Genomic DNA, 21696 nt, shown 5'->3' on the forward strand with positions numbered 1-21696 from the left:
GCTGCTAGTCGCGGGCCGCGGTCAGGTGCTCGGCGTGCTCCTGGAGGGAGCGGACGCCCACGTCGCCGCGGTTGAGCGCGTCGATGCCCTGGACGGCGGCGGCGAGCGCCTGGACCGTCGTCAGGCACGGGACGCTGCGCGCCACCGCCGCGGTACGGATCTCGTAACCGTCGAGGCGGCCACCCGTGCCGTAGGGGGTGTTGACGATCAGGTCGACCTGGCCGTCGTGGATCAGCTGGACGATCGTCTTCTCGCCGCCCGGGCCCTCGCCCTCGCTGAGCTTGCGCACGATGGTGGCGTTGATGCCGTTGCGGCGCAGCACCTCCGCGGTGCCGGAGGTCGCCATGAGCTCGAAGCCGTGGGCGACCAGCTCGCGCGCCGGGAAGATCATCGAGCGCTTGTCGCGGTTGGCGACGGAGATGAACGCCCGGCCCTTGGTGGGCAGCGGGCCGTAGGCGCCGGCCTGCGACTTGGCGTAGGCGGTGCCGAAGACGGTGTCGATGCCCATGACCTCGCCGGTGGAGCGCATCTCCGGGCCGAGGACGGTGTCGACGCCGCGGCCGTGGATGTCGCGGAAGCGCGACCACGGCATGACGGCCTCCTTGACGGAGATCGGCGCGTCCAGCGGCAGGGTGCCGCCGTCGCCGGTCTTCGGGAGCATGCCCTCGGCGCGCAGCTCGGCGATGGTGGTGCCGAGCGAGATGCGGGCGGCGGCCTTCGCGAGCGGGACCGCGGTCGCCTTCGAGGTGAAGGGGACGGTGCGGGACGCGCGGGGGTTGGCCTCCAGGACGTAGAGGATGTCACCCGCCATCGCGAACTGGATGTTGATCAGGCCGCGGACGCCGACGCCCTTGGCGATGGCCTCGGTGGAGGCGCGCAGGCGCTTGATGTCGTAGCCGCCGAGGGTGATCGGGGGCAGGGCGCAGGCCGAGTCGCCGGAGTGGATGCCGGCTTCCTCGATGTGCTCCATGACGCCGCCGAGGTAGAGCTCGGTGCCGTCGTAGAGGGCGTCGACGTCGATCTCGATGGCGTCGTCGAGGAACCGGTCGACCAGGACGGGGCGGGTCGGGGAGATCTCGGTGGACTCGGCGATGTACGACTCCAGCCGGGTCTCGTCGTAGACGATCTCCATGCCGCGGCCGCCGAGCACGTACGACGGGCGGACGAGGACGGGATAGCCGATCTCGTCGGCGATCGCCTTGGCACCCGCGAAGGTGGTGGCGGTGCCGTGCTTGGGCGCCGGCAGGCCGGCCTCGGCGAGGACCCGGCCGAAGGCGCCGCGGTCCTCGGCGGCGTGGATCGCCTCCGGGGAGGTGCCGACGACGGGGACGCCGTTGTCCTTGAGCGCCTGGGCGAGACCGAGGGGGGTCTGGCCGCCGAGCTGGACGACGACGCCGGCGATCGGGCCGGCCAGCGACTCGGCGTGGACGATCTCCAGCACGTCTTCGAGCGTCAGCGGCTCGAAGTACAGGCGGTCGGAGGTGTCGTAGTCCGTGGAGACGGTCTCCGGGTTGCAGTTGACCATCACGGTCTCGTAGCCGGCGTCGCTGAGGGCGAAGGAGGCGTGGACGCAGGAGTAGTCGAACTCGATGCCCTGGCCGATGCGGTTCGGGCCGGAGCCCAGGATGATGACCGCGGGCTTGGTGCGGGGCGCGACCTCGGACTCCTCGTCGTAGGAGGAGTAGAAGTACGGGGTCTTCGCGGCGAACTCGGCGGCGCAGGTGTCGACCGTCTTGTAGACCGGGCGGACGCCGAGGGCATGGCGGACCTCGCGCACGACGTCCTCGCGCAGGCCGCGGATCTCGGCGATCTGGGCGTCGGAGAAGCCGTGCCGCTTGGCCTCGGCGAGCAGCTCGGGGTGGAGCTTCTCGGCGGCGGCCAGGTCGTCGGCGATCTCCTTGATGAGGAAGAGCTGGTCGACGAACCAGGGGTCGATCTTCGTGGACTCGAAGACCTCTTCCTGGGTGGCGCCAGCGCGGATGGCCTGCATGACGGTGTTGATGCGGCCGTCGGTCGGGCGGACGGCGGTGGCGAGCAGCTCGGCCTTGTCGCCGGGCTCGCCGACGAAGGTGAACTGCGAGCCCTTCTTCTCCAGGGAGCGCAGGGCCTTCTGCAGCGCCTCGGTGAAGTTGCGGCCGATGGCCATGGCCTCGCCCACCGACTTCATGGTGGTGGTGAGGGTGGCGTCGGCGGCCGGGAACTTCTCGAAGGCGAAGCGCGGGGCCTTGACGACGACGTAGTCGAGGGACGGCTCGAAGGAGGCCGGCGTCTTCTCGGTGATGTCGTTGGGGACCTCGTCGAGCGTGTAGCCGATCGCCAGCTTGGCGGCGATCTTGGCGATCGGGAAGCCGGTGGCCTTCGAGGCGAGCGCGGACGAGCGGGAGACGCGCGGGTTCATCTCGATCACGATGACGCGGCCGTCGACCGGGTCGATCGCGAACTGGATGTTGCAGCCGCCGGTGTCGACGCCGACCTCGCGGATGATCGCGATGCCGATGTCGCGCAGGCGCTGGTACTCGCGGTCGGTCAGCGTCATCGCCGGGGCGACGGTGATGGAGTCGCCGGTGTGCACGCCCATCGGGTCGAAGTTCTCGATGGAGCAGACGACGACCACGTTGTCCTTGGTGTCGCGCATGAGCTCCAGCTCGTACTCCTTCCAGCCGAGGATGGACTCCTCCAGGAGCACCTCGGTGGTCGGGGAGAGCGTCAGGCCCTGGCCGGCGATGCGGCGCAGTTCTTCCTCGTCGTGGGCGAAGCCGGAGCCGGCGCCGCCCATGGTGAAGGAGGGACGGACGACGACGGGGTAGCCGCCGAGCGTCTCGACGCCCTTGATGACGTCGTCCATCGAGTGGCAGATGACCGAGCGGGCGGACTCGCCGTAGCCGATCTTGGCCTTGACGGCCTCGACGACGCCCTTGAAGAGGTCGCGGTCCTCGCCCTTGTTGATGGCCTCGACGTTCGCGCCGATCAGCTCGACGCCGTACTTCTCCAGCACCCCCTGCTCGTGCATGGAGATGGCGGTGTTCAGCGCGGTCTGGCCACCGAGGGTGGGCAGGAGCGCGTCGGGGCGCTCCTTGGCGATGATCTTCTCGACGAACTCGGGGGTGATCGGCTCGACGTACGTGGCGTCGGCGATCTCCGGGTCGGTCATGATCGTCGCCGGGTTGGAGTTCACCAGGATGACCCGCAGGCCCTCGGCCTTGAGGATGCGGCAGGCCTGGGTGCCGGAGTAGTCGAACTCGGCGGCCTGTCCGATGACGATCGGGCCGGAGCCGATGACCAGGACGGACTGGATATCGGTGCGCTTAGGCACGCTCGGCCTCCATCTGGGTGGTGCTCATCAAAGACGTGAAGCGGTCGAAGAGGTACGCGGCGTCGTGCGGGCCCGCGGCCGCCTCGGGGTGGTACTGGACGGAGAAGGCCGGCTGGTCGAGCAGCTGGAGGCCCTCCACGACGTTGTCGTTGAGGCAGACGTGCGAGACCTCGGCGCGGCCGAAGGGGGTCTCGGACACCTTGTCGAGGGGCGCGTCCACGGCGAAGCCGTGGTTGTGCGCGGTGACCTCCACCTTGCCCGTGGTGCGGTCCTGCACCGGCTGGTTGATGCCGCGGTGGCCGTACTTGAGCTTGTACGTGCCGAAGCCCAGCGCGCGGCCGAGGATCTGGTTGCCGAAGCAGATGCCGAAGAGCGGGGTCTTGCGCTCCAGGACGCCCTGCATCACCGAGACCGCGTGGTCGGCGGTGGCCGGGTCGCCGGGGCCGTTGGAGAAGAACACCCCGTCCGGGGAGACGGCGTAGATGTCCTCGACGGTGGCGGTGGCGGGCAGCACGTGCACCTCGATGCCGCGCTCGGCCATCCGGTGGGGGGTCATGCCCTTGATGCCGAGGTCCACGGCGGCCACGGTGAACTTCTTCTCACCGATGGCGGGGACGACGTAGGTCTCCTTGGTGGCGACCTCCGCGGAGAGGTTCGCGCCCTTCATCTGGGGGGCGTCCTGGACCTTCGCCAGCAGCACGGCGTCGTCCATCACCGCCTCGCCGGAGAAGATGCCGACGCGCATGGCGCCGCGCTCGCGCAGATGGCGGGTCAGCGCCCGGGTGTCGATGCCGCAGATCCCGACGACGCCCTGGGCGGTCAGCTCCTCGTCCAGGGAACGCTGCGAGCGCCAGTTGGAGGGCTTGCGGGCGGGGTCGCGCACCACGTAGCCCGACACCCAGATCCGGGAGGATTCGGGGTCCTCGTCGTTGACACCCGTGTTGCCGACGTGCGGGGCGGTCATCACGACGACCTGGCGGTGGTAGGACGGGTCGGTCAGGGTCTCCTGGTAGCCGGTCATGCCGGTGGAGAACACGGCCTCGCCGAAGGTCTCCCCCACAGCGCCGTAGGCGCGGCCGCGGAAGATCCGGCCGTCCTCCAGGACGAGTACGGCGGGAGCTTTGGCTGCTCCCCTGGTGGAGGTCGTCATCGTTCGGCGCCTTCCGTCGTGATGGTTGGGTTCATGAGGTTGAGGGCTTCGACCCAGGCGGCGTGTTCGGCCGCCCGGTCGGAGCGGAATCCGGAGTCGATCAGCTTGTCGCCGTGCGCCCAGGTGACGACGAGCAGACCGCCCTCGGTGAGTACCTTGCCCGCGATTCCCTTGTCGAGGCGGGCGCCGCGCAGCTGCGCGGCCGGTACGAAGAAGTCGGTGGCCCCCGGACGGACCACGTCGAGGCCCGCGTCGGTGAGCGTGAGCTCGACCCGGCTGCGCACCCCCAGGCCGTGGGCGACGATCCGGTCGAGCCACTGTCCGGCGGTGGTGGACCCGTGGTACCGGCCGGTCAGGGCGAGCCGGTGGGCGGGCAGACCGTCCGGGGCGGCGGGCAGCTCCGGCAGATCGCCCTGCAGGGTGCCGCGCCATTTCCAGCCCTGCCGCATCAGCCAGTAGACGAACGCGACGAAGACGAGCAGACCGATCACCCACGCGATGCGGGCGCCCCAGTCCGTCACCTCCGCCGAGTGTCGTTCTGCGGCCTCGGCGGCCAGTTGGATTACTGCAGGTGTCACGCCAGCGTCCCGTCCACGACCGTTGCCCGGCCCCGCAGGAAGGTGTGAGTGACGCGCCCCGGCAGCTCACGGCCCTCGTAAGGCGTGTTGCGGCTGCGGGAGGCGAAGTGTGCGGGGTCCACGACACCACGGTACGAGGTATCGACCAAGGTCAGGTTCGCGGGTTCACCTGCCGAGACGGGCCGGCCGTGGTTCTCCAGGCCGCCGATGCGCGCCGGGGCGAAGGACATGCGCTGGGCGACGCCCGCCCAGTCGAGCAGCCCGGTCTCCACCATCGTCTGCTGGACGACGGACAGCGCGGTCTCCAGGCCCACCATGCCCATGGCGGCGGCGGCCCACTCGCAGTCCTTGTCCTCGTGCGGGTGCGGGGCGTGGTCGGTGGCGACGATGTCGATCGTGCCGTCGGCGAGCGCCTCGCGCAGGGCCATCACGTCGCGCTCGGTGCGCAGCGGCGGGTTGACCTTGTACACCGCGTTGTACGAGCGCACCAGCTCGTCGGTGAGGAGCAGGTGGTGCGGGGTGACCTCGGCGGTGACGTCGATGCCGCGGGACTTGGCCCAGCGGACGATCTCGACGGAGCCGGCGGTGGAGAGGTGGCAGATGTGCACGCGGGAGCCAACGTGCTCGGCGAGGAGCACGTCGCGGGCGATGATCGACTCTTCGGCGACGGCGGGCCAGCCGCCCAGACCCAGCTCGGCGGAGACGACGCCCTCGTTCATCTGGGCGCCTTCGGTGAGGCGGGGCTCCTGGGCGTGCTGGGCGACGACGCCGCCGAAGGCCTTCACGTACTCCAGGGCCCGGCGCATGATCACCGCGTCGTCCACGCACTTGCCGTCGTCGGAGAAGACGGTGACACGGGCCGCGGAGTCGTGCATGGCGCCGAGCTCCGCGAGCTGCTTGCCCTCCAGGCCGACGGTGACGGCGCCGATGGGCTGCACGTCGCAGTAGCCGGACTCCTTGCCCAGGCGCCAGACCTGCTCCACCACGCCGGCGGTGTCGGCGACCGGGAAGGTGTTCGCCATGGCGAAGACGGCCGTGTAGCCGCCGGAGGCGGCGGCCCGGGTGCCGGTCAGCACGGTCTCGGAGTCCTCGCGGCCGGGCTCGCGCAGGTGGGTGTGCAGGTCGACGAGGCCCGGGAGGAGGACCTGGCCGGCCGCCTCGATGACCTGGGCGCCCTCTGCGGACAGCTCCTGGCCGACCTCGGCGATGGTCTCGCCGTCGATCAGGACGTCCTGCGCCTCGCCACCGAGTACCTTCGCGCCACGGATCAGGATCTTGCTCATGGTTACTTGCTCTCCTCGATGCGGGGCGTGCTGGTGGTGGTGACGGCGGGCTCGGAACCGCCGAGCAGCAGGTACAGGACGGCCATCCGGGTGGAGACGCCGTTGGCCACCTGCTCCACGGCCGTGCAGCGGTCGGAGTCCGCGACCTCGGCGGTGATCTCCATGCCGCGGTTCATCGGGCCGGGGTGCATCACGATGGCGTGTTCGGGCATCTTGGCCATGCGGTCGCCGTCGAGCCCGTACCGGCGGGAGTACTCGCGCTCGGTGGGGAAGAAGGCGGCGTTCATGCGTTCGCGCTGCACACGAAGCATCATGACCGCGTCGGACTTCGGCAGCACCTCGTCCAGGTTGTACGAGACCTCGCAGGGCCAGCTCTCGACGCCGATCGGGACCAGCGTCGGCGGGGCCACCACGGTGACCTCCGCGCCCAGCGTGTGGAGCAGCTGGACGTTGGACCGGGCGACCCGGCTGTGCAGGACGTCGCCGACGATCGTGATCCGGCGGCCGTTCAGGTCCTTGCCGAGGCCGGCGTCGCGCCCGACCAGGCGGCGGCGCATGGTGAAGGCGTCGAGCAGGGCCTGGGTGGGGTGCTCGTGGGTGCCGTCACCGGCGTTGACCACGGCGGAGTCGATCCAGCCGGAGGTGGCGAGGCGGTAGGGGGCGCCGGAGGCGTGGTGGCGGATGACGACGGCGTCCGCGCCCATCGCCTCCAGGGTCAGGGCGGTGTCCTTGAGGGATTCGCCCTTGGAAACCGAGGAGCCCTTGGCGGAGAAGTTGATGACGTCGGCGGAGAGCCGCTTGGCGGCCGCCTCGAAGGAGATCCGGGTGCGGGTCGAGTCCTCGAAGAAGAGGTTGACGACGGTGAGGCCGCGCAGGGTGGGCAGCTTCTTGATCGGCCGGTCCGCGACGCGGGCCATCTCCTCGGCGGTGTCGAGGATGAGGACGGCGTCGTCGCGGGTGAGGTCGGCGGCCGAGATGAGGTGGCGCTTCATCTGGGTGCTCCGTAGGTCAGGAGGGCAGGCAGGCGGGCTGTCTGGCTGGTGTCGCGCGCAGGGCATGCTGCGGCCGGGCACCCGTGGCGGGACCCGTACCGGTTCGGGCTACTGCTGCCCGGCTGCCCGGTCGGTCCGCTGGCCGAGCAGTACGGCGTCGCGGCCGTCCTCCTCCTGGAGCTGGACCTTGACGGTCTCCCGCAGCGACGTGGGGAGGTTCTTGCCGACGTAGTCGGCGCGGATCGGCAGTTCGCGGTGGCCGCGGTCGACGAGGACCGCGAGCTGGACGGCGCGGGGGCGGCCGAGGTCGCCGAGGGCGTCCAGGGCGGCGCGGATGGTTCTGCCGGAGAAGAGCACGTCGTCGACGAGGATGACCAGGCGGCCTTCGATGTCGTCGCCGGGGATCTCGGTGCGGCCGATCGCGCGGGCCGGCTTCATCCGCAGGTCGTCGCGGTACATGGTGATGTCGAGGGAGCCGACCGGGATCTTCGTACCGGTGATCTCTTCGAGTTTGGCGGCCAGCCGGCGGGCGAGGAAGACGCCGCGGGTGGGGATGCCGAGGAGCACCACGTCATCGGCGCCCTTGGCGCGTTCGACGATCTCGTGGGCGATGCGGGTCAGGACCCGCGCGATGTCCTGGGCGTCCAGCACGGGACGCATGACATCGGAGCTCTGCTGGGTGTCCATGAAAAGGACCTCCTTCTCCGCCTCACGGGACGGACCTTAAAGGACGTCTGATGTTCGCGTTCCACCGTAGCAGGCCGATGTGCCCGGTCCGTCCACCGGGCACGAGGCGGGACCCCTCGTAAGTGGGGGTTGAAGAGCATTCGGCTTGACGCATCCAAGTAACGCTGCGTAACCTCACAGTGAGTTACCAGCCGCGCGGCGGAGCCGCTCGTGGTCATGCCGTCCATGTCGTCACAGCGTCACAGCGTCCGGGAGCGTTATGTCCAGCGAATACGCCAAACAGCTCGGGGCCAAGCTCCGCGCCATCCGCACCCAGCAGGGCCTTTCCCTCCACGGTGTGGAGGAGAAGTCCCAGGGCCGGTGGAAGGCCGTGGTGGTCGGTTCCTACGAGCGCGGGGACCGCGCCGTGACCGTCCAGCGCCTCGCCGAGCTGGCGGACTTCTACGGGGTTCCGGTCCAGGAACTCCTGCCGGGCACCACCCCGGGCGGAGCGGCCGAGCCGCCGCCGAAGCTGCGCCTGGACCTGGAGCGGCTGGCGGGCGTGCCCGCCGAGAAGGCCGGCCCGCTCCAGCGTTACGCCGCCACCATCCAGAGCCAGCGCGGCGACTACAACGGCAAGGTGCTCTCGATCCGCCAGGACGACCTGCGCACCCTCGCGGTCATCTACGACCAGTCCCCCTCGGTCCTGACCGAGCAGCTCATCAGCTGGGGCGTGCTGGACGCGGACGCCCGGCGCGCCGTGGCCCACGAGGACGTCTAGCCCCCCGGGCACAGGACCAGCAGAAACGTTACCGGCGGGTGCCGGATCCCCCAGGGGGTCCGGCACCCGCCGTTTCGCGTTCCGGCCCGAGGACACGGGGCCGATGACGCAGCACGCACAACGGGAGGGCCCGCGGCGCCGTGATGCGCCGCGGGCCCTCCCGTTGTCACCGGTCCTGCGGGACCACTACTCGCGGCGCAGGCTCGGCTTGAGGTCCTTGAACCGGCCCAGCAGCCCGTTCACGAACGAGGGCGACTCGTCCGTGGAGAACTCCTTGGCCAGTTGGACGGCCTCGTCGATCGCCACGGCGTCCGGGGTCTCGTCCACCCAGATCAGCTCGTACGCGCCGAGACGGACGATGTTCCGGTCCACGACCGGCATGCGGTCGAGGTCCCAGTCCACGGCGTAGGTGACGATCAGGTCGTCGATGCGGTTCACCTTGTCGGCGTACCCCTCGACGAGATCCATCGTGTAGGCGTTGACCGGCGGCTGCCGGTCGTCCGACCGCGCGTGGCGGATCCAGTCCGCGAGGACCTCGCGCACGGGCACACCGCGCTGATCGGCCTCGAAGAGGATCTGGAAAGCGCGCTTTCGCGCGTTGCTCCGGGCAGCCACGGTTAGCTGTTCACCCGGCCGAGGTAGTCGCTGGTGCGGGTGTCGACCTTGATCTTCTCGCCGGTGGTGACGAAGAGCGGGACCTGGATCTCGTGGCCCGTCTCCAGGCGCGCCGGCTTGGTGCCACCGGTGGAGCGGTCGCCCTGGACGCCCGGGTCGGTGTGCTCGATGACCAGTTCGACCGCGGCCGGGAGCTCGACGTAGAGCACCTCGCCCTCGTGACGGGCCACGGAGGCGGTGAAGCCCTCGATGAGGAAGTTGGCGGCGTCGCCGACGACCTTGCGGTCGACCATCAGCTGGTCGTAGGTCTCCATGTCCATGAAGACGAAGTATTCGCCGTCCATGTACGAGAACTGCATGTCACGGCGGTCGATGGTGGCCGTCTCGACCTTGGTGCCGGCGTTGAACGTCTTGTCGACGACCTTGCCGGAGAGCACGTGCTTGAGCTTGGTGCGCACGAAGGCCGGGCCCTTGCCGGGCTTGACGTGCTGGAACTCGACGACGGACCAGAGCTGGCCCCCGTCGAGCTTCAGCACCATGCCGTTCTTGAGGTCGTTCGTGGAAGCCACGGTTGCGGAATCTCCTGCACTGGAAGACCACGGGTGCGCGCACAGCCCGGCCGAGCGGGCTAGAGCGCGAGCAGCTCCTTGGTCGTAATGGTGAGTAGCTCTGGACCGCCGTCCGCCTCGGGGCGTACGACGAGCGTGTCATCGATCCGGACACCTCCCCGGCCCGGGAGGTGAACCCCCGGTTCGACGGTGACCGGCACGCAAGCGTCCAGTTTACCCATGGCCGTAGGTGCAAGCTGCGGGTCCTCGTCGATTTCGAGGCCGACGCCGTGTCCGGTGGACGCGGCCAGTGCCTCGCCGTACCCCGCCGAGTCGAGTACGGAGCGCGCCGCGTGGTCGACGTCGCGGCAGGCGGCGCCCGGCAGGAGGGCCTCCCGGCCGGCCCGCTGGGCGGCGAACACGAGGTCGTACAGCTCGATCTGCCACGAGGCCGGGGTGGTGCCGATCACGAACGTACGGCCGATCTCGCAGCGGTAGCCGCGGTAGTTCGCTCCGAGGCACACGGAGAGGAAGTCGCCCTCCTCGACCCGGCGGTCGGAGGGCCGGTGCCGGGAGCGGCCGGAGTGGGGGCCGGTACCGACGGAGGTGGGGAAGGCGGGGCCGTCCGCCCCGTGGTCGACCAGGCGGCGCTCCAGCTCCAGCGCGAGGTGGCGTTCGGTGCGGCCGACGAGGATCGACTCCAGCAGCTCGCCGAGGGCCTGGTCGGCGATCTCGGCGGCGATGCGCAGGCAGGCGATCTCCTCCTCGTCCTTGACCAGGCGCTGCTGTTCCACGGCGAGCCCGAGGTCCGCCAGGCGCAGCTTCGGCGCGACGGAGTGCAGGGCGCGGTGACGGCCGACGGTGATGTGGTGCTCCTCGACCGCGAGGGACTCGGCCCGTACCGAGGCGGCCAGATCGGCGGCCGCCACGGCGGGATCCCCGCCCGGGGCGTCCAGCACGGTGACCCGCAGCCGTTCGTCCAGGCGGCCCTCGTCGTTCTCGCCGGTCGGCGCGCCCCCGCAGAACAGCACCTCCTCCGCCGGACCGACCAGCAGGACGGCGCCCGGCGGGGCGGCTCCCGTGAGGTAGCGGACGTTCGCCGGACGCGTGATCAGCGCGGCGGCGTTGCCCGCGGCGGCGCAGCGGTCGCGAAGCAGGGCCCGACGGGCCGCGTACACGTCTGACATGTATTCGAGCGTACGAGCGCACCGCCCATCCGGCCTGGCGAGAGCCGCCGTACGGGGCGGCCGGCGGGCGGGCGGGCCCCGGCGGGCGGGCGGGCCGCGGTGGCCGGGCGGCCCTCAGTAGGCGGGCGAGCCGATGACGCGGGCCAGGGTCTCGTCCAGCGCGCGGGCCGTGCCCTCGACGTCGAGCTGGGAGTTGTCGATGATCGGCAGGCCGGACCCGTACCAGCCGGCCATCCGCCCGTGGATCCGGGCGACCTCCTCGTCGGAGAGCCTGCGGTTGCCGGAACGGGCCGCGTTGCGCTCCAGGACGACCTCCAGGCCGGGCAGCAGCACGACCGGCAGCAGGGCCGGGCCCACGTGCCGTTTCCAGCCGCCCAGGCCCACCACGGGCCGGTCGGGGAAGACGGCGTCGTCCAGGATGCAGGAGATGCCGTTCGCCAGGAAGTTGCGGGCGGCGAAACCGCAGGTGCGGCGGGCCAGGCGGTACTGGGCCTCGGAGTGGTCGTTCCAGCCCGCCTGGGGGTCCGCGAAGCCCGAGCAGACCCATTCGCGGACGTCGTCCAGGCTGACGTGCGCGGTCGGCACCGGCCGGGTGGCGGCCCAGTGCCGTGCCACGGTCGTCTTGCCCGCGCCCGCCGGGCCGATCAGCAGCACCGCGAGGGTGGCCGCGCCGGTGCCGGGGGCGACCGCTGGCGGCAGCGGGATGTGCCCGGTGGGCTCGGGCGACGGCGACTGGGCGGGCGGCAGCGGAACGTATCCGCCGCTGTCCTGCGCCGGGGACCGGTCGTGCGGCGTCGGCTGCCCGGGCGGCGTCGGCTGCCCGGAAGGGGGCCAGCCCTGCGCCGGGGCCATGGGCGGCTGCGGGGGCGCCTGCGGATGCTGCCCCGGCTGCCCCCAGCCGCCGCTCCCCACTCCTTGCTGCATCCGCTGCCACTCCGTCTCGTTCCGGCGACTGATGCGAGAACGTTATATGACCGCGGAGCCCGAGCCGCCCACCAGCACCGTCAGGGCGTGACTTCGTCCGCCAGGGCGCGCAGTGCCAGCCGGTAGGAGCCGATGCCGAAGCCCGCCACCGTACCCGTGGCGACGGAGGCGATGACCGACGTGTGCCGGAACTCCTCGCGGGCGTACGGGTTGGAGATGTGCACCTCGATGAGCGGCGCGGTGCGCTGGGCCGCCGCGTCGCGCATCCCGTACGAATAGTGCGTGAAGGCCCCCGGGTTGATGACCACGGGGATCTTGCCGTCCGCGGCCTCGTGCAGCCAGCGGATCATCTCGCCCTCGTCGTTGGTCTCGCGGACCTCCACGTCGAAGCCGAGTTCGGCTCCCAGCGCCCGGCAGCTCTCCACCAGCCCGGCGTACGAGGTGGCCCCGTACACGTCGGGCTCGCGCGACCCGAGCCGGCCCAGGTTCGGGCCGTTGAGGACCAGCACGGGCCGGCTCACGCGGCGACCTCGCCGAAGGCGGCGAACAGCACCGCCGGGTCCGGTCCCTCCAGGACGGTGGGCTTGGCCAGCCCGTCGAGCACGATGAAGCGCAGCAGGTCACCCCGGGACTTCTTGTCGAGCTTCATGGTCTCCAGCAGCTTGGGCCACTGGTCGCCCCGGTAGGTCAGCGGCAGCCCGACGGAGGCGAGCACCGCCTTGTGGCGGTCGGCGGTCGCGTCGTCGAGCCGGCCCGCGAGCCGGCCGAGTTCCGCGGCGAAGACCATGCCGACGGAGACGGCCGCGCCGTGGCGCCACTTGTAGCGCTCGTTCTTCTCGATGGCGTGCGCGAGCGTGTGGCCGTAGTTGAGGATCTCCCGCAGCCCCGATTCCTTGAGGTCGCTGGAGACCACGTCCGCCTTGACCCGGATCGACCGCACGATGAGCTCGGCGGTGTGCGGGCCTGCGGGGGTGCGGGCCGCTTCGGGGTCCGCCTCGATCAGGTCGAGGATGACCGGGTCCGAGATGAACCCGGCCTTGATGATCTCCGCCAGGCCGCTGACGTAGTCGTGGACCGGCAGCGAGTCCAGGGCCGCGAGGTCGCACAGCACGCCGGCGGGCGGGTGGAAGGCGCCCACGAGGTTCTTGCCCTCGGCGGTGTTGATGCCGGTCTTGCCGCCGACGGCCGCGTCCACCATGGCCAGCACGGTGGTCGGGACCGCGACCCAGCGCACGCCGCGCAGCCAGCTCGCCGCGACGAAGCCCGCGAGGTCGGTGGTGGCTCCGCCGCCCACGCCCACGATCACGTCGGTGCGGGTGAACCCGGACTGTCCGAGAGCCTTCCAGCAGTACGCCGCGACCTCGACGGTCTTGGCCTCCTCGGCGTTCGGCACCTGGATGGCGACGGCCTCGTAGCCCTGCGCCGCCAGGTCGTCCCGCAGCGCCTCGCCCGTCGAGGCCAGCGCCTCGGGGTGGATCACGGCCACGCGCTGGGCCCGCGTACCGATCAGGCTGCCCAGCTCGCCGAGCAGCTGCCGGCCGACCAGCACGTCGTACGCCTCGTGTCCCGCGCTCGCGCCGACCTGGATGCGCGTCACCTGGTCTGTCATACGTCCTTCAACTCCAGAGCGTCGAGGACCGCCTGGGCGACCTCTTCGGGGGTGCGGTCGTCGGTGGCCACCACGACGCGCGCGACTTCGGTGTACAGGTGGCGGCGGGCGTCCATCAGCTCGCGCCACTGGCGGCGCGGGTTGACGGCGAGCAGCGGGCGCGCGGCGCCGAGGCCGACGCGCCGTACCGCTTCCTCGACGTCCATCGACAGGTAGGCGACGGGCAGGCCGGCGAGCAGCTCGCGGGTGCCCGCGTCGAGGACGGCGCCGCCGCCGAGGGCGAGGACTCCGGTGTGCTCGGCGACGGCGGCCGCGACGGCCCGGCGCTCCAGCTCGCGGAAGTACGGCTCGCCCTCGTCGACGAAGAGGTCCGCGATCTCGCGGCCTTCGGCGGCGACGATGTCGGCGTCCGTGTCCCGGTAGGGGACGCCGAGCCGCTCGGCGAGGAGTCCGCCCACCGTGGACTTGCCGGATCCCATGGGTCCGACGAGGACGATCAGGGGCCCGCCGGTCACCGGATCTGCAGGTTGTCGAGGTACGCGCGGACGTTGCGGCGGGTCTCGGGGACGGAGTCGCCGCCGAACTTCTCCACGACGGCGTCCGCGAGGACGAGGGCGACCATGGCCTCGGCGACGATGCCCGCGGCCGGGACGGCACAGACGTCGGAGCGCTGGTGGTGGGCGACGGTCGCCTCGCCGGTGGCGACGTCGACGGTGGCCAGGGCGCGCGGCACGGTCGCGATGGGCTTCATCGCGGCGCGTACGCGCAGCAGCTCGCCGGTGGTCAGGCCCCCCTCGGTACCGCCCGAGCGGCCGGTGGTGCGCCTGAGGCCCTCGGGGGTGGAGACGATCTCGTCGTGGGCCTGCGAGCCGGGCACGCGGGCCAGCTCGAAGCCGTCGCCGACCTCGACGCCCTTGATGGCCTGGATGCCCATGAGCGCGGCCGCGAGGCGCGCGTCGAGGCGGCGGTCCCAGTGCACGTGCGAGCCGAGGCCGACGGGGACCCCGTACGCGAGCACCTCCACGACGCCGCCGAGGGTGTCGCCGTCCTTGTGGGCCTGGTCGATCTCGGCCACCATCGCCTTCGACGCGTCGGCGTCGAGGCAGCGTACCGGGTCGGCGTCGAGCTTCTCGACGTCGGCGGGGGTCGGGTAGACGCCGTACGGGGCCTTGGCGGAGGCGAGTTCGACCACGTGGGAGACGATCTCGATGCCGGCGGTCTCCTTGATGAAGGACCGGGCGATCGCGCCGAGGGCCACACGGGCGGCGGTCTCCCGGGCGCTGGCGCGCTCCAGGATCGGGCGGGCCTCGTCGAAGCCGTACTTCTGCATGCCGGCGAGGTCGGCGTGGCCGGGGCGGGGGCGGGTCAGCGCCGCGTTACGGCCGGTGTCCTTGAGCAGGGAGGGGTCCACGGGGTCGGCCGACATGACCGTCTCCCACTTGGGCCACTCGGTGTTGCCCACCATGACCGCGATGGGGGATCCGAGGGAGAGCCCGTGCCGGACGCCGCCCAGGAAGGTGATCTCGTCCTGCTCGAACTTCATCCGGGCACCGCGGCCATAGCCGAGCCGGCGCCTGGCCAGGTGGTCCGCCACCAGCTCGGTGGTGACCGGGACACCGGCGGGGAGGCCCTCCAGCGTCGCCACCAGGGCCGGTCCGTGCGACTCTCCTGCGGTCAGCCAACGCAACCTGCTCAACGATGCTCCTCATGCTCGCGCCTGGTACAGCCACGGCGCGATCGGGGTGCGCGGCCCGGATCCGCCGTACCCGATCCTCCCACGTCCGGGCCGGTGCACCACGCTCCGGTCCAGCTATCGGACGGCCCGTGCGCCTAACGCGCGGCGAGCGCCCGCTCACCGGCGGCCCGCATGGCGGCGAGCGGGCCGGGAGCGCGGCCGGTCATCTGCTCGACCTGGAGGACGGCCTGGTGCACGAGCAGGTCGAGGCCGCCGACCAGTGCGCCGCCGCGGGCGGACCAGACGGCGGCGAGGGCGGTGGGCCAGGGGTCGTACAGGACGTCGAACAGGGTGCCGGGGGCGGCGGGCACGGCGGGGGCCAGCTCGTCCGTGGCGCCGGCCGGGGTGGTGGCGATGACCAGGGGGGCGGCCAGTGCCTCGGCCGCCCGCGACCAGTCGGCCGTGCGGACCTCGACACCGAGCCGCTCGCCCCACTGCCGCATCTCGTCCGCCCGGGCGCGGGAGCGCACGTACGCGGTGACCTCGCCGGTGCAGATCCGTGCGAGTGCGGCCAGCGCGGAGGAGGCGGTGGCGCCGGCGCCGAGGATCGCGGCGGCCGGCACCTTGTCGACGCCCTGCTCGTGCAGCGCGGCGACGATGCCGGGGATGTCGGTGTTGTCGCCGAGGCGGCGGCCGTCCTCGGTGAAGACCACGGTGTTGACGGCCTCCACGGAGGCTGCGGTGTCATTGACTGCGTCGAGCAGTGGGATGACCGCCCGCTTGAGCGGCATGGTCAGTGACAGCCCCGCCCACTCGGGTCCGAGTCCCGCCAGGAACCCGGCCAGCGCAGCCTCGTCGATCTCGAACCGGTCGTAGGTCCAGTCGGCGAGGCCGAGCTCGCGGTACGCGGCGCGGTGGAGCACCGGTGAGAGGGAGTGCTCGATGGGCGACCCCAGCACCGCGGCCCGTATGCGTGACATGTGTTGCTATCCGCCGTTCTTCTGCTTCTGCCGCTCGTTGAACTCCGCCACCAGTTTCTCGTGCTCCGCGAACGTCTTGGTGAAGGTCGTCTTCTGGCCGTCGACCGACACGAAGAACATCCAGCCGCCCCTGTCGGGGTTGAGCGAGGCGTTCAGGGCGTCGGAGCCGGGGTTGCCGATGGGACCCGGCGGCAGGCCCTTGTAGAAGTAGGTGTTGTACGGGTGGTCGAGCGTCTTGGTCTCGGCGCGCGAGACGTTGATGTTGCTCGTGCCCTTGAGGTAGTTGATCGTGGAGTCGAATTCGAGCTTCTGGTTGGTGACGTCGTTCGTCTTCTTGAGTCGGTTGTAGATGACGTCGGACATCTTGCGGAAGTCGTCGTGGTTCATGCCCTCCGCGTTGACGAGGCTGGCGACCGTGACGACCTGGAGCGGGTTCTCCAGTCCGAGGTCCTTGGCCTTGGCTTCGAGGCCGAGCGACGCGTACTTGTCGCTCGCGTTCTTGACCATCTGCTTGAGCAGCACCTCGGGGGCCATGTCCTTGGCCAGGTCGTAGCGCGTCGGGTACAGGAACCCTTCGAGCGGGTCCATGACCTTCGGGTTGGAGGCGGCCCAGGCCGGCAGGCCGAGGTTCTTGGCCTCGCGCTTCGCGATGTCCTGGGTGGTGCCCTGCGGCTTGCCGAGCTTGTTGTCGATCATGGCGTAGACGTCGACGTTGCGTTTGCCCTCGGGAACGATGATGACGTTCAGCTTCGAGGGGTCCGTCATCAGCGCGACGGCGGCGGCGGCGGACATCTTCTTCTTCAGCGGGTAGGTGCCGGGCTGGATGCCCTTGCCCTTGGGGGTGTCCGCGGCGGTGATGAACGCCTTGGCGCTCGCGACGACGCCCGCCTTCTCCAGGATGCTGCCCATCTGGGCGAGGGTGGCGTTCTTGGGGATCTCGACGTCCACGGTCTCTTCGAGGCCGGGGCCGGCGTAGTCCTCGCCGGGGCCGTAGCGGGCCTTGAGGTAGGTGTAGCCGTAGTAGCCGCCACCGCCGAGGACGGCCGCGACGACCACGGCCGCGACCAGGCAGGACACGCCGCGGCGTCTGGGTTTCGTCTTCGCCTTCTTCGAACGGCCCCCGCGGCGGCCACCGCCGCCGCGGCCCTCGTCGTCGTCGGCGGGCTCGGGGTCCTCCTCGGGGTCCTCGGTGAGGAGGTCGGTGTCCTGGCTCCCCGGCTCCGGTTCCAGGTGGCGCCGGCTCGGGGGCACCGGCGGCGGGTAGGCCTCCGGGGTCGCGTACAGGTCGGGGGCCTCGCCGGGGAAACCGGCGCCGGTCTGCTGGGCGTACGGCTCGGCGCCCGCGTACGGGTCGGCACCCGCACCCGTGTACGGATCCGCCGGCGCGGGCGCGCCCGCGTACTGGCCCTGGCCGGTGTCCCAGGGCTGGCCCCCGTACGCCGGCTGCGGCTGGTCGCTCTGCTGGTACTGCTGGTGCGGGAGGAAACCCTCCTGCGGGTACTGCTGGTACTGCTGCTGGAGCTGCTCCGGGTGCTGCTGGTACTGCCGGCCGTCCTGGAACTGGCCGTCCTGGAACTGAGGGGCCTGGAACTGGGGGTCCTGGTGCTGCGGCGCCTGCGCGTACTGCTGCTGGTCACCGGCGTAAGGCAGCTGACCCTGCTGGGCCGGATGCCCGTCGTACCCCTGGTCCCCGTACAAGGGGTCCTCGGGGTGCCACGGTTCGGGGGCGCGGCCCCGGCCATACTCAGTCATCGGTCCCCTAGAGCCGCGAGACGGAGGCAGCGGCTCGTCGCCGCGGCACCCGGTTCCGCCTCTGAAGTGGTGGGCGACGGCTGTTCGAATGCCGTCACATCGCGCGGAACGTTACCGTATCGCGATCAGACAACCACTTCGACGCACTCACCGGGCGGATTACCTGATACCCGTTCGGTCTCAAGAGCGTTCTGGAGGATCACCACGGCGGCGGCCTGGTCGATGACCGCCCGCCCCTTCTTGGCGTTCCTGCCCGAGGCCCGCAGCCCCTGTGCGGCGGTGACCGTGGTCATGCGCTCGTCCACCAGACGGACCGTCACCGGCTTGATGCCCTTGGCGAGTTCGCCCGCGAAGGCGCGCACCTTGGCCGCGGCCGGCCCCTCCCGCCCGCTGAGCGAGCGGGGGAGGCCGACCACGACTTCGAGCGGCTCGTACTCCTGCACGAGCTGCCGCAGCCGCCGGTGGGCGAACGGGACGTCCCGGCCCGGCACGGTTTCCACCGGTGTGGCCAGCACCCCGTCGGGGTCGCAGGAAGCGACCCCGATCCGGGCGTCCCCGACGTCGATGGCCAGTCGGCGGCCGCGGCGCAGCGTCATCGTCAGGCCGTCTCGGCGACGAGGCGCTCGACCGCGGCGATGGCCTCCGGCACGGCGGCCGGGTTCTGGCCGCCGCCCTGGGCCACGTCCGGCTTGCCGCCACCGCCGCCGCCGAGGGTCTTGGCGGCGGCGCGGACCAGGTCACCGGCCTTGAGACCGCGCTCGCGGGCGGCGTCGTTGGTGGCGATGACCGTCAGCGGGCGGCCGCCCGCCACGGTGAACAGGGCCACGACGACCGGGCGGCCGCCCTGGATCCGGCCCCGCACGTCGAGGACCAGCTTGCGCAGGTCGTCGGCGCCGGTGCCGTCGGGCACCTGACCCACGACGAGAGCCACGCCGCGGATGTCCTGGGCGTTCTCGGCGAGCCCCGCGGCGGCCTGGAGGACCTTCTCCGCGCGGAACTTCTCGATCTCCTTCTCGGCGTCCTTCAACTTGCCGAGCATGGAGGCGATCTTCTCCGGCAGCTCCTCCGGACGGCCCTTGACCAGCTCCTGGAGCTGGGCGACGACCGTGTGCTCCTTGGCGAGGAAGTTGTACGCGTCCACGCCCACCAGGGCCTCGACGCGGCGTACGCCGGAGCCGATGGAGGACTCGCCGAGCAGCTTGACCAGGCCGAGCTGGCTGGTGTTGCCGACGTGGGTGCCGCCGCACAGCTCCTTGGAGAAGTCTCCGATGGTCACGACGCGCACGCGCTCGCCGTACTTCTCGCCGAACTCGGCGATGGCGCCCTGCTTCTTCGCCTCGTCGATGCTCATGACCTCGGCGGTGACGTCCAGCTCACGGGCGAGCACGTCGTTGATCTTCTGCTCGACGTCGGTGAGGACCGTGCCGGGGACGGCGTTCGGCGAGCCGAAGTCGAAGCGGAAGCGGCCGGGCGAGTTCTCGGAACCGGCCTGGGCGGCCGTCGGGCCCAGCGCGTCGCGCAGCGCCTGGTGGGTCAGGTGCGTGGCGGAGTGGGCGCGGGCGATGGCCCGGCGGCGCTTGACGTCGATGGCGGCGTAGGCGGAGGCGCCCACGGTCACCTCGCCGACCTGCACCGACCCCTTGTGCACGGAGACGCCCGGGACGGGCTGCTGGACGTCGCGGACCTCGATGACGGCGCCGGAGTCGAGCTTGATCCGGCCCTGGTCGGCGAGCTGGCCGCCGCCCTCGGCGTAGAAGGGGGTGCGGTCGAGGACGACCTCGACCTCGTCGCCCTCGGAGGCGGCGGGCGCGGAGACGCCGTTGACCAGGAGGCCGACGATCGTGGACTCGCCCTGGTTGGTGGCGTAGCCGGTGAACTCGGTGGCGCCGGATCCGTCGGCGATCTCCCGGTAGGCGGACATGTCCGCGTGGCCGGTCTTCTTGGCCTTGGCGTCGGCCTTGGCGCGGTCGCGCTGCTCCTGCATGAGGCGGCGGAAGCCGCTCTCGTCCACGGAGAGGCCCTGCTCGGCGGCCATCTCCAGGGTCAGGTCGATCGGGAAGCCCCAGGTGTCGTGGAGCAGGAAGGCCTTGTCACCGGAGAGGACCGTGCCGCCCGTGGCCTTGGTCTCGGTCACGGCGGTGTCGAGGATGTTCGTGCCGCCCTTGATGGCCTTGAGGAAGGCGGCCTCTTCGGCGAGCGCGACGGTCTCGATGCGCTTCCTGTCGGTGATGAGCTCCGGGTACTGCTGTCCCATCGTGTCGATCACGACGCCGATGAGGTCCTGGACGACCGGGCCGGTGGCACCCATGAGGCGCATGTTGCGGATGGCGCGGCGCATGATGCGGCGCAGCACGTAGCCGCGGCCCTCGTTGCCGGGGGTGACGCCGTCGCCGATGAGCATCGTCGAGGTGCGGATGTGGTCGGCGACCACGCGCAGCGAGACGTCGGTGCCCTGGGCGGCGCCGTAGCGGACGCCGGTCAGTTCGGTGGCCTTGTCCATGACCACGCGCAGGGTGTCGGTCTCGTACATGTTCTGCACGCCCTGCAGGATCATGGCGAGGCGTTCGAGACCGAGGCCGGTGTCGATGTTCTTCGAGGGCAGGTCACCGAGGATCGGGAAGTCTTCCTTCCCGTCGCCGGCGCCACGCTCGTACTGCATGAAGACCAGGTTCCAGATCTCCACGTACCGCTCGTCGTTGACGGCCGGGCCGCCCTCGACGCCGAACTCGGGGCCGCGGTCGTAGTTGATCTCGGAGCAGGGGCCGCAGGGGCCGGGGACGCCCATGGACCAGAAGTTGTCCTTCTTGCCCAGGCGCTGGATGCGCTCGGCGGGCACGCCGATCACGTCGCGCCAGATCTGCTCGGCCTCGTCGTCGTCGAGGTAGACGGTGATCCAGAGCTTCTCGGGCTCGAGGCCGTAGCCGCCGTCCGCCACGGAGCTGGTGAGCAGCTCCCAGGCGTACTTGATGGCGCCTTCCTTGAAGTAGTCCCCGAAGGAGAAGTTGCCGCACATCTGGAAGAACGTGCCGTGGCGGGTGGTCTTGCCGACCTCTTCGATGTCCGGGGTGCGGACGCACTTCTGCACGCTGGTCAGCCTCGGGGCCGGCGGCTTGACCTCGCCCAGGAAGTAGGGCTTGAACGGCACCATGCCCGCGGGTACCAGCAGCAGAGTCGGGTCGTCCGCGATGAGCGACGCCGAAGGGACAACGGTGTGACCGCGCTCCTCGAAGAAGCTCAGCCAGCGGCGGCGGATTTCAGCCGACTCCATCAGTGGTCCTCATTCCGGTTGTACGAGTTGTACGAGATGTTCGGGCGGTGGGTGGTCTGGTCGGACGGGTCGAGCGCGATGGCCCGCATCCGCCGGGGCCCGGGCAGGGCCGTGACGTTGTCGGCCAGGGCCGGCTTGTCGGCGTCCTGGTGCAGGCCCAGTGCGTCGTTCAGCTCTTCTTCGCGCTGCGTCATTCCCGCCTTGACGTCCAGGGCGAAGTCCTTGAGGCGGTGGCCCGCCTCGACGGCCTTGTCGGCGGCCTGTGCGGCGAGGCTCTCCGGCGTCAGCTTCTTGAGCTGCCGGTTGACCTTGGTGGTGGCCCACACGCCGGCGGCGGCGCCTGCGGTGAACCAGAAGGCTCGGCGGAACATCGGA

General features: G+C 71.1%; 20 protein-coding genes. 1 reads left to right on the forward strand and 19 read right to left on the reverse strand.

Annotation, left to right across the window (positions count from 1 at the left end; all coding sequences use genetic code 11):
* Window positions 1-4 precede the first annotated feature (4 nt).
* The 6 genes from carB to pyrR form a co-directional block, all read right to left on the reverse strand.
* Window positions 5-3313 carry a carbamoyl-phosphate synthase large subunit gene (gene carB, locus OHA81_RS06510; RefSeq protein ID WP_329193650.1) on the reverse strand — a complete coding sequence of 1103 codons (3309 nt, stop codon included), beginning with the start codon at window positions 3311-3313 and terminating at the stop codon, window positions 5-7.
* A complete protein-coding gene (gene carA, locus OHA81_RS06515) occupies window positions 3306-4463 on the reverse strand; it encodes a glutamine-hydrolyzing carbamoyl-phosphate synthase small subunit (protein ID WP_329193651.1) in 1158 nt (385 codons plus the stop codon). Before carA ends, carB begins: the two co-directional genes overlap by 8 nt.
* Window positions 4460-5041: a PH-like domain-containing protein gene (locus OHA81_RS06520; protein WP_329193652.1), complete on the reverse strand. Its 582-nt coding sequence runs from the start codon at window positions 5039-5041 to the stop codon at window positions 4460-4462. The genes carA and OHA81_RS06520 overlap by 4 nt, the downstream gene beginning before the upstream one ends.
* Window positions 5038-6324 (reverse strand): dihydroorotase, encoded by a 1287-nt coding sequence (locus OHA81_RS06525; RefSeq protein WP_329193654.1) that lies wholly within the window; start codon window positions 6322-6324, stop codon window positions 5038-5040. Before OHA81_RS06525 ends, OHA81_RS06520 begins: the two co-directional genes overlap by 4 nt.
* A gap of 2 nt (window positions 6325-6326) precedes the next feature.
* Window positions 6327-7316 carry an aspartate carbamoyltransferase catalytic subunit gene (locus tag OHA81_RS06530; RefSeq protein WP_030294587.1) on the reverse strand — a complete coding sequence of 330 codons (990 nt, stop codon included), beginning with the start codon at window positions 7314-7316 and terminating at the stop codon, window positions 6327-6329.
* 108 nt (window positions 7317-7424) lie between these two features.
* Window positions 7425-8003, reverse strand: a complete 579-nt coding sequence (gene pyrR, locus OHA81_RS06535) for a bifunctional pyr operon transcriptional regulator/uracil phosphoribosyltransferase PyrR (protein ID WP_329193656.1) — start codon at window positions 8001-8003, stop codon at window positions 7425-7427.
* A 259-nt stretch (window positions 8004-8262) separates the two neighbouring features.
* Between pyrR and bldD the strand changes: the two genes are divergently transcribed.
* A complete protein-coding gene (bldD, locus tag OHA81_RS06540) occupies window positions 8263-8763 on the forward strand; it encodes a transcriptional regulator BldD (RefSeq protein WP_030026184.1) in 501 nt (166 codons plus the stop codon).
* A 186-nt stretch (window positions 8764-8949) separates the two neighbouring features.
* On the opposite strand, the gene nusB is transcribed toward bldD, so the two are convergent.
* The 13 genes from nusB to OHA81_RS06605 all read right to left on the reverse strand — a co-directional run bounded on the left by nusB (window position 8950) and on the right by OHA81_RS06605 (window position 21692).
* Complete coding sequence (nusB, locus tag OHA81_RS06545) at window positions 8950-9378, reverse strand: transcription antitermination factor NusB (protein WP_136210902.1); 429 nt, start codon at window positions 9376-9378, stop codon at window positions 8950-8952.
* Between the two features lie 2 nt (window positions 9379-9380).
* Window positions 9381-9947, reverse strand: coding sequence for an elongation factor P (gene efp, locus OHA81_RS06550; protein ID WP_329193659.1), 567 nt, complete (start codon window positions 9945-9947; stop codon window positions 9381-9383).
* 59 nt (window positions 9948-10006) lie between these two features.
* Window positions 10007-11113, reverse strand: coding sequence for an aminopeptidase P family protein (locus OHA81_RS06555; RefSeq protein WP_329193661.1), 1107 nt, complete (start codon window positions 11111-11113; stop codon window positions 10007-10009).
* A 114-nt stretch (window positions 11114-11227) separates the two neighbouring features.
* Window positions 11228-12037, reverse strand: a complete 810-nt coding sequence (locus tag OHA81_RS06560) for an AAA family ATPase (RefSeq protein WP_329193663.1) — start codon at window positions 12035-12037, stop codon at window positions 11228-11230.
* 80 nt (window positions 12038-12117) lie between these two features.
* Window positions 12118-12558 carry a type II 3-dehydroquinate dehydratase gene (gene aroQ / locus OHA81_RS06565; protein WP_329193665.1) on the reverse strand — a complete coding sequence of 147 codons (441 nt, stop codon included), beginning with the start codon at window positions 12556-12558 and terminating at the stop codon, window positions 12118-12120.
* Window positions 12555-13646, reverse strand: a complete 1092-nt coding sequence (gene aroB / locus OHA81_RS06570) for a 3-dehydroquinate synthase (RefSeq protein ID WP_329193667.1) — start codon at window positions 13644-13646, stop codon at window positions 12555-12557. Before aroB ends, aroQ begins: the two co-directional genes overlap by 4 nt.
* Window positions 13643-14161, reverse strand: a complete 519-nt coding sequence (locus OHA81_RS06575) for a shikimate kinase (protein ID WP_329193669.1) — start codon at window positions 14159-14161, stop codon at window positions 13643-13645. Before OHA81_RS06575 ends, aroB begins: the two co-directional genes overlap by 4 nt.
* Window positions 14158-15342, reverse strand: coding sequence for a chorismate synthase (aroC, locus tag OHA81_RS06580; RefSeq protein ID WP_329193671.1), 1185 nt, complete (start codon window positions 15340-15342; stop codon window positions 14158-14160). The genes OHA81_RS06575 and aroC overlap by 4 nt, the downstream gene beginning before the upstream one ends.
* A gap of 134 nt (window positions 15343-15476) precedes the next feature.
* Entirely contained in the window at window positions 15477-16301 is an 825-nt protein-coding gene (locus OHA81_RS06585; protein ID WP_329193673.1) for a shikimate dehydrogenase, read from the reverse strand.
* A 6-nt stretch (window positions 16302-16307) separates the two neighbouring features.
* On the reverse strand, window positions 16308-18053 hold the full coding sequence (mltG, locus tag OHA81_RS06590; protein WP_329193674.1) for an endolytic transglycosylase MltG: 1746 nt from the start codon (window positions 18051-18053) through the stop codon (window positions 16308-16310).
* Between the two features lie 125 nt (window positions 18054-18178).
* On the reverse strand, window positions 18179-18649 hold the full coding sequence (ruvX, locus tag OHA81_RS06595) for a Holliday junction resolvase RuvX (RefSeq protein ID WP_329193677.1): 471 nt from the start codon (window positions 18647-18649) through the stop codon (window positions 18179-18181).
* A gap of 2 nt (window positions 18650-18651) precedes the next feature.
* Entirely contained in the window at window positions 18652-21321 is a 2670-nt protein-coding gene (alaS, locus tag OHA81_RS06600) for an alanine--tRNA ligase (RefSeq protein ID WP_329193678.1), read from the reverse strand.
* A complete protein-coding gene (locus OHA81_RS06605) occupies window positions 21321-21692 on the reverse strand; it encodes a DUF6167 family protein (RefSeq protein WP_329193679.1) in 372 nt (123 codons plus the stop codon). The genes alaS and OHA81_RS06605 overlap by 1 nt, the downstream gene beginning before the upstream one ends.
* Window positions 21693-21696: the final 4 nt, after the last annotated feature.

This window comes from Streptomyces sp. NBC_00667 (assembly GCF_036226825.1).
Classification (GTDB): Bacteria; Actinomycetota; Actinomycetes; order Streptomycetales; family Streptomycetaceae; genus Streptomyces.

Excerpts from the sequence above, each read along its gene's own strand:
- OHA81_RS06560 (WP_329193663.1), bottom strand. The coding sequence starts at position 12,037 with ATGCAGCAAGGAGTGGGGAGCGGCGGCTGGGGGCAGCCGGGGCAGCAT.
- ruvX (WP_329193677.1), bottom strand. The coding sequence starts at position 18,649 with ATGACGCTGCGCCGCGGCCGCCGACTGGCCATCGACGTCGGGGACGCC.
- OHA81_RS06530 (WP_030294587.1), bottom strand. The coding sequence starts at position 7,316 with ATGAAGCGCCACCTCATCTCGGCCGCCGACCTCACCCGCGACGACGCC.
- OHA81_RS06525 (WP_329193654.1), bottom strand. The coding sequence starts at position 6,324 with ATGAGCAAGATCCTGATCCGTGGCGCGAAGGTACTCGGTGGCGAGGCG.
- bldD (WP_030026184.1), top strand. The coding sequence starts at position 8,263 with ATGTCCAGCGAATACGCCAAACAGCTCGGGGCCAAGCTCCGCGCCATC.
- pyrR (WP_329193656.1), bottom strand. The coding sequence starts at position 8,003 with ATGGACACCCAGCAGAGCTCCGATGTCATGCGTCCCGTGCTGGACGCC.
- alaS (WP_329193678.1), bottom strand. The coding sequence starts at position 21,321 with ATGGAGTCGGCTGAAATCCGCCGCCGCTGGCTGAGCTTCTTCGAGGAG.
- carA (WP_329193651.1), bottom strand. The coding sequence starts at position 4,463 with ATGACGACCTCCACCAGGGGAGCAGCCAAAGCTCCCGCCGTACTCGTC.
- OHA81_RS06555 (WP_329193661.1), bottom strand. The coding sequence starts at position 11,113 with ATGTCAGACGTGTACGCGGCCCGTCGGGCCCTGCTTCGCGACCGCTGC.
- OHA81_RS06605 (WP_329193679.1), bottom strand. The coding sequence starts at position 21,692 with ATGTTCCGCCGAGCCTTCTGGTTCACCGCAGGCGCCGCCGCCGGCGTG.
- aroB (WP_329193667.1), bottom strand. The coding sequence starts at position 13,646 with ATGACAGACCAGGTGACGCGCATCCAGGTCGGCGCGAGCGCGGGACAC.
- OHA81_RS06585 (WP_329193673.1), bottom strand. The coding sequence starts at position 16,301 with ATGTCACGCATACGGGCCGCGGTGCTGGGGTCGCCCATCGAGCACTCC.
- mltG (WP_329193674.1), bottom strand. The coding sequence starts at position 18,053 with ATGACTGAGTATGGCCGGGGCCGCGCCCCCGAACCGTGGCACCCCGAG.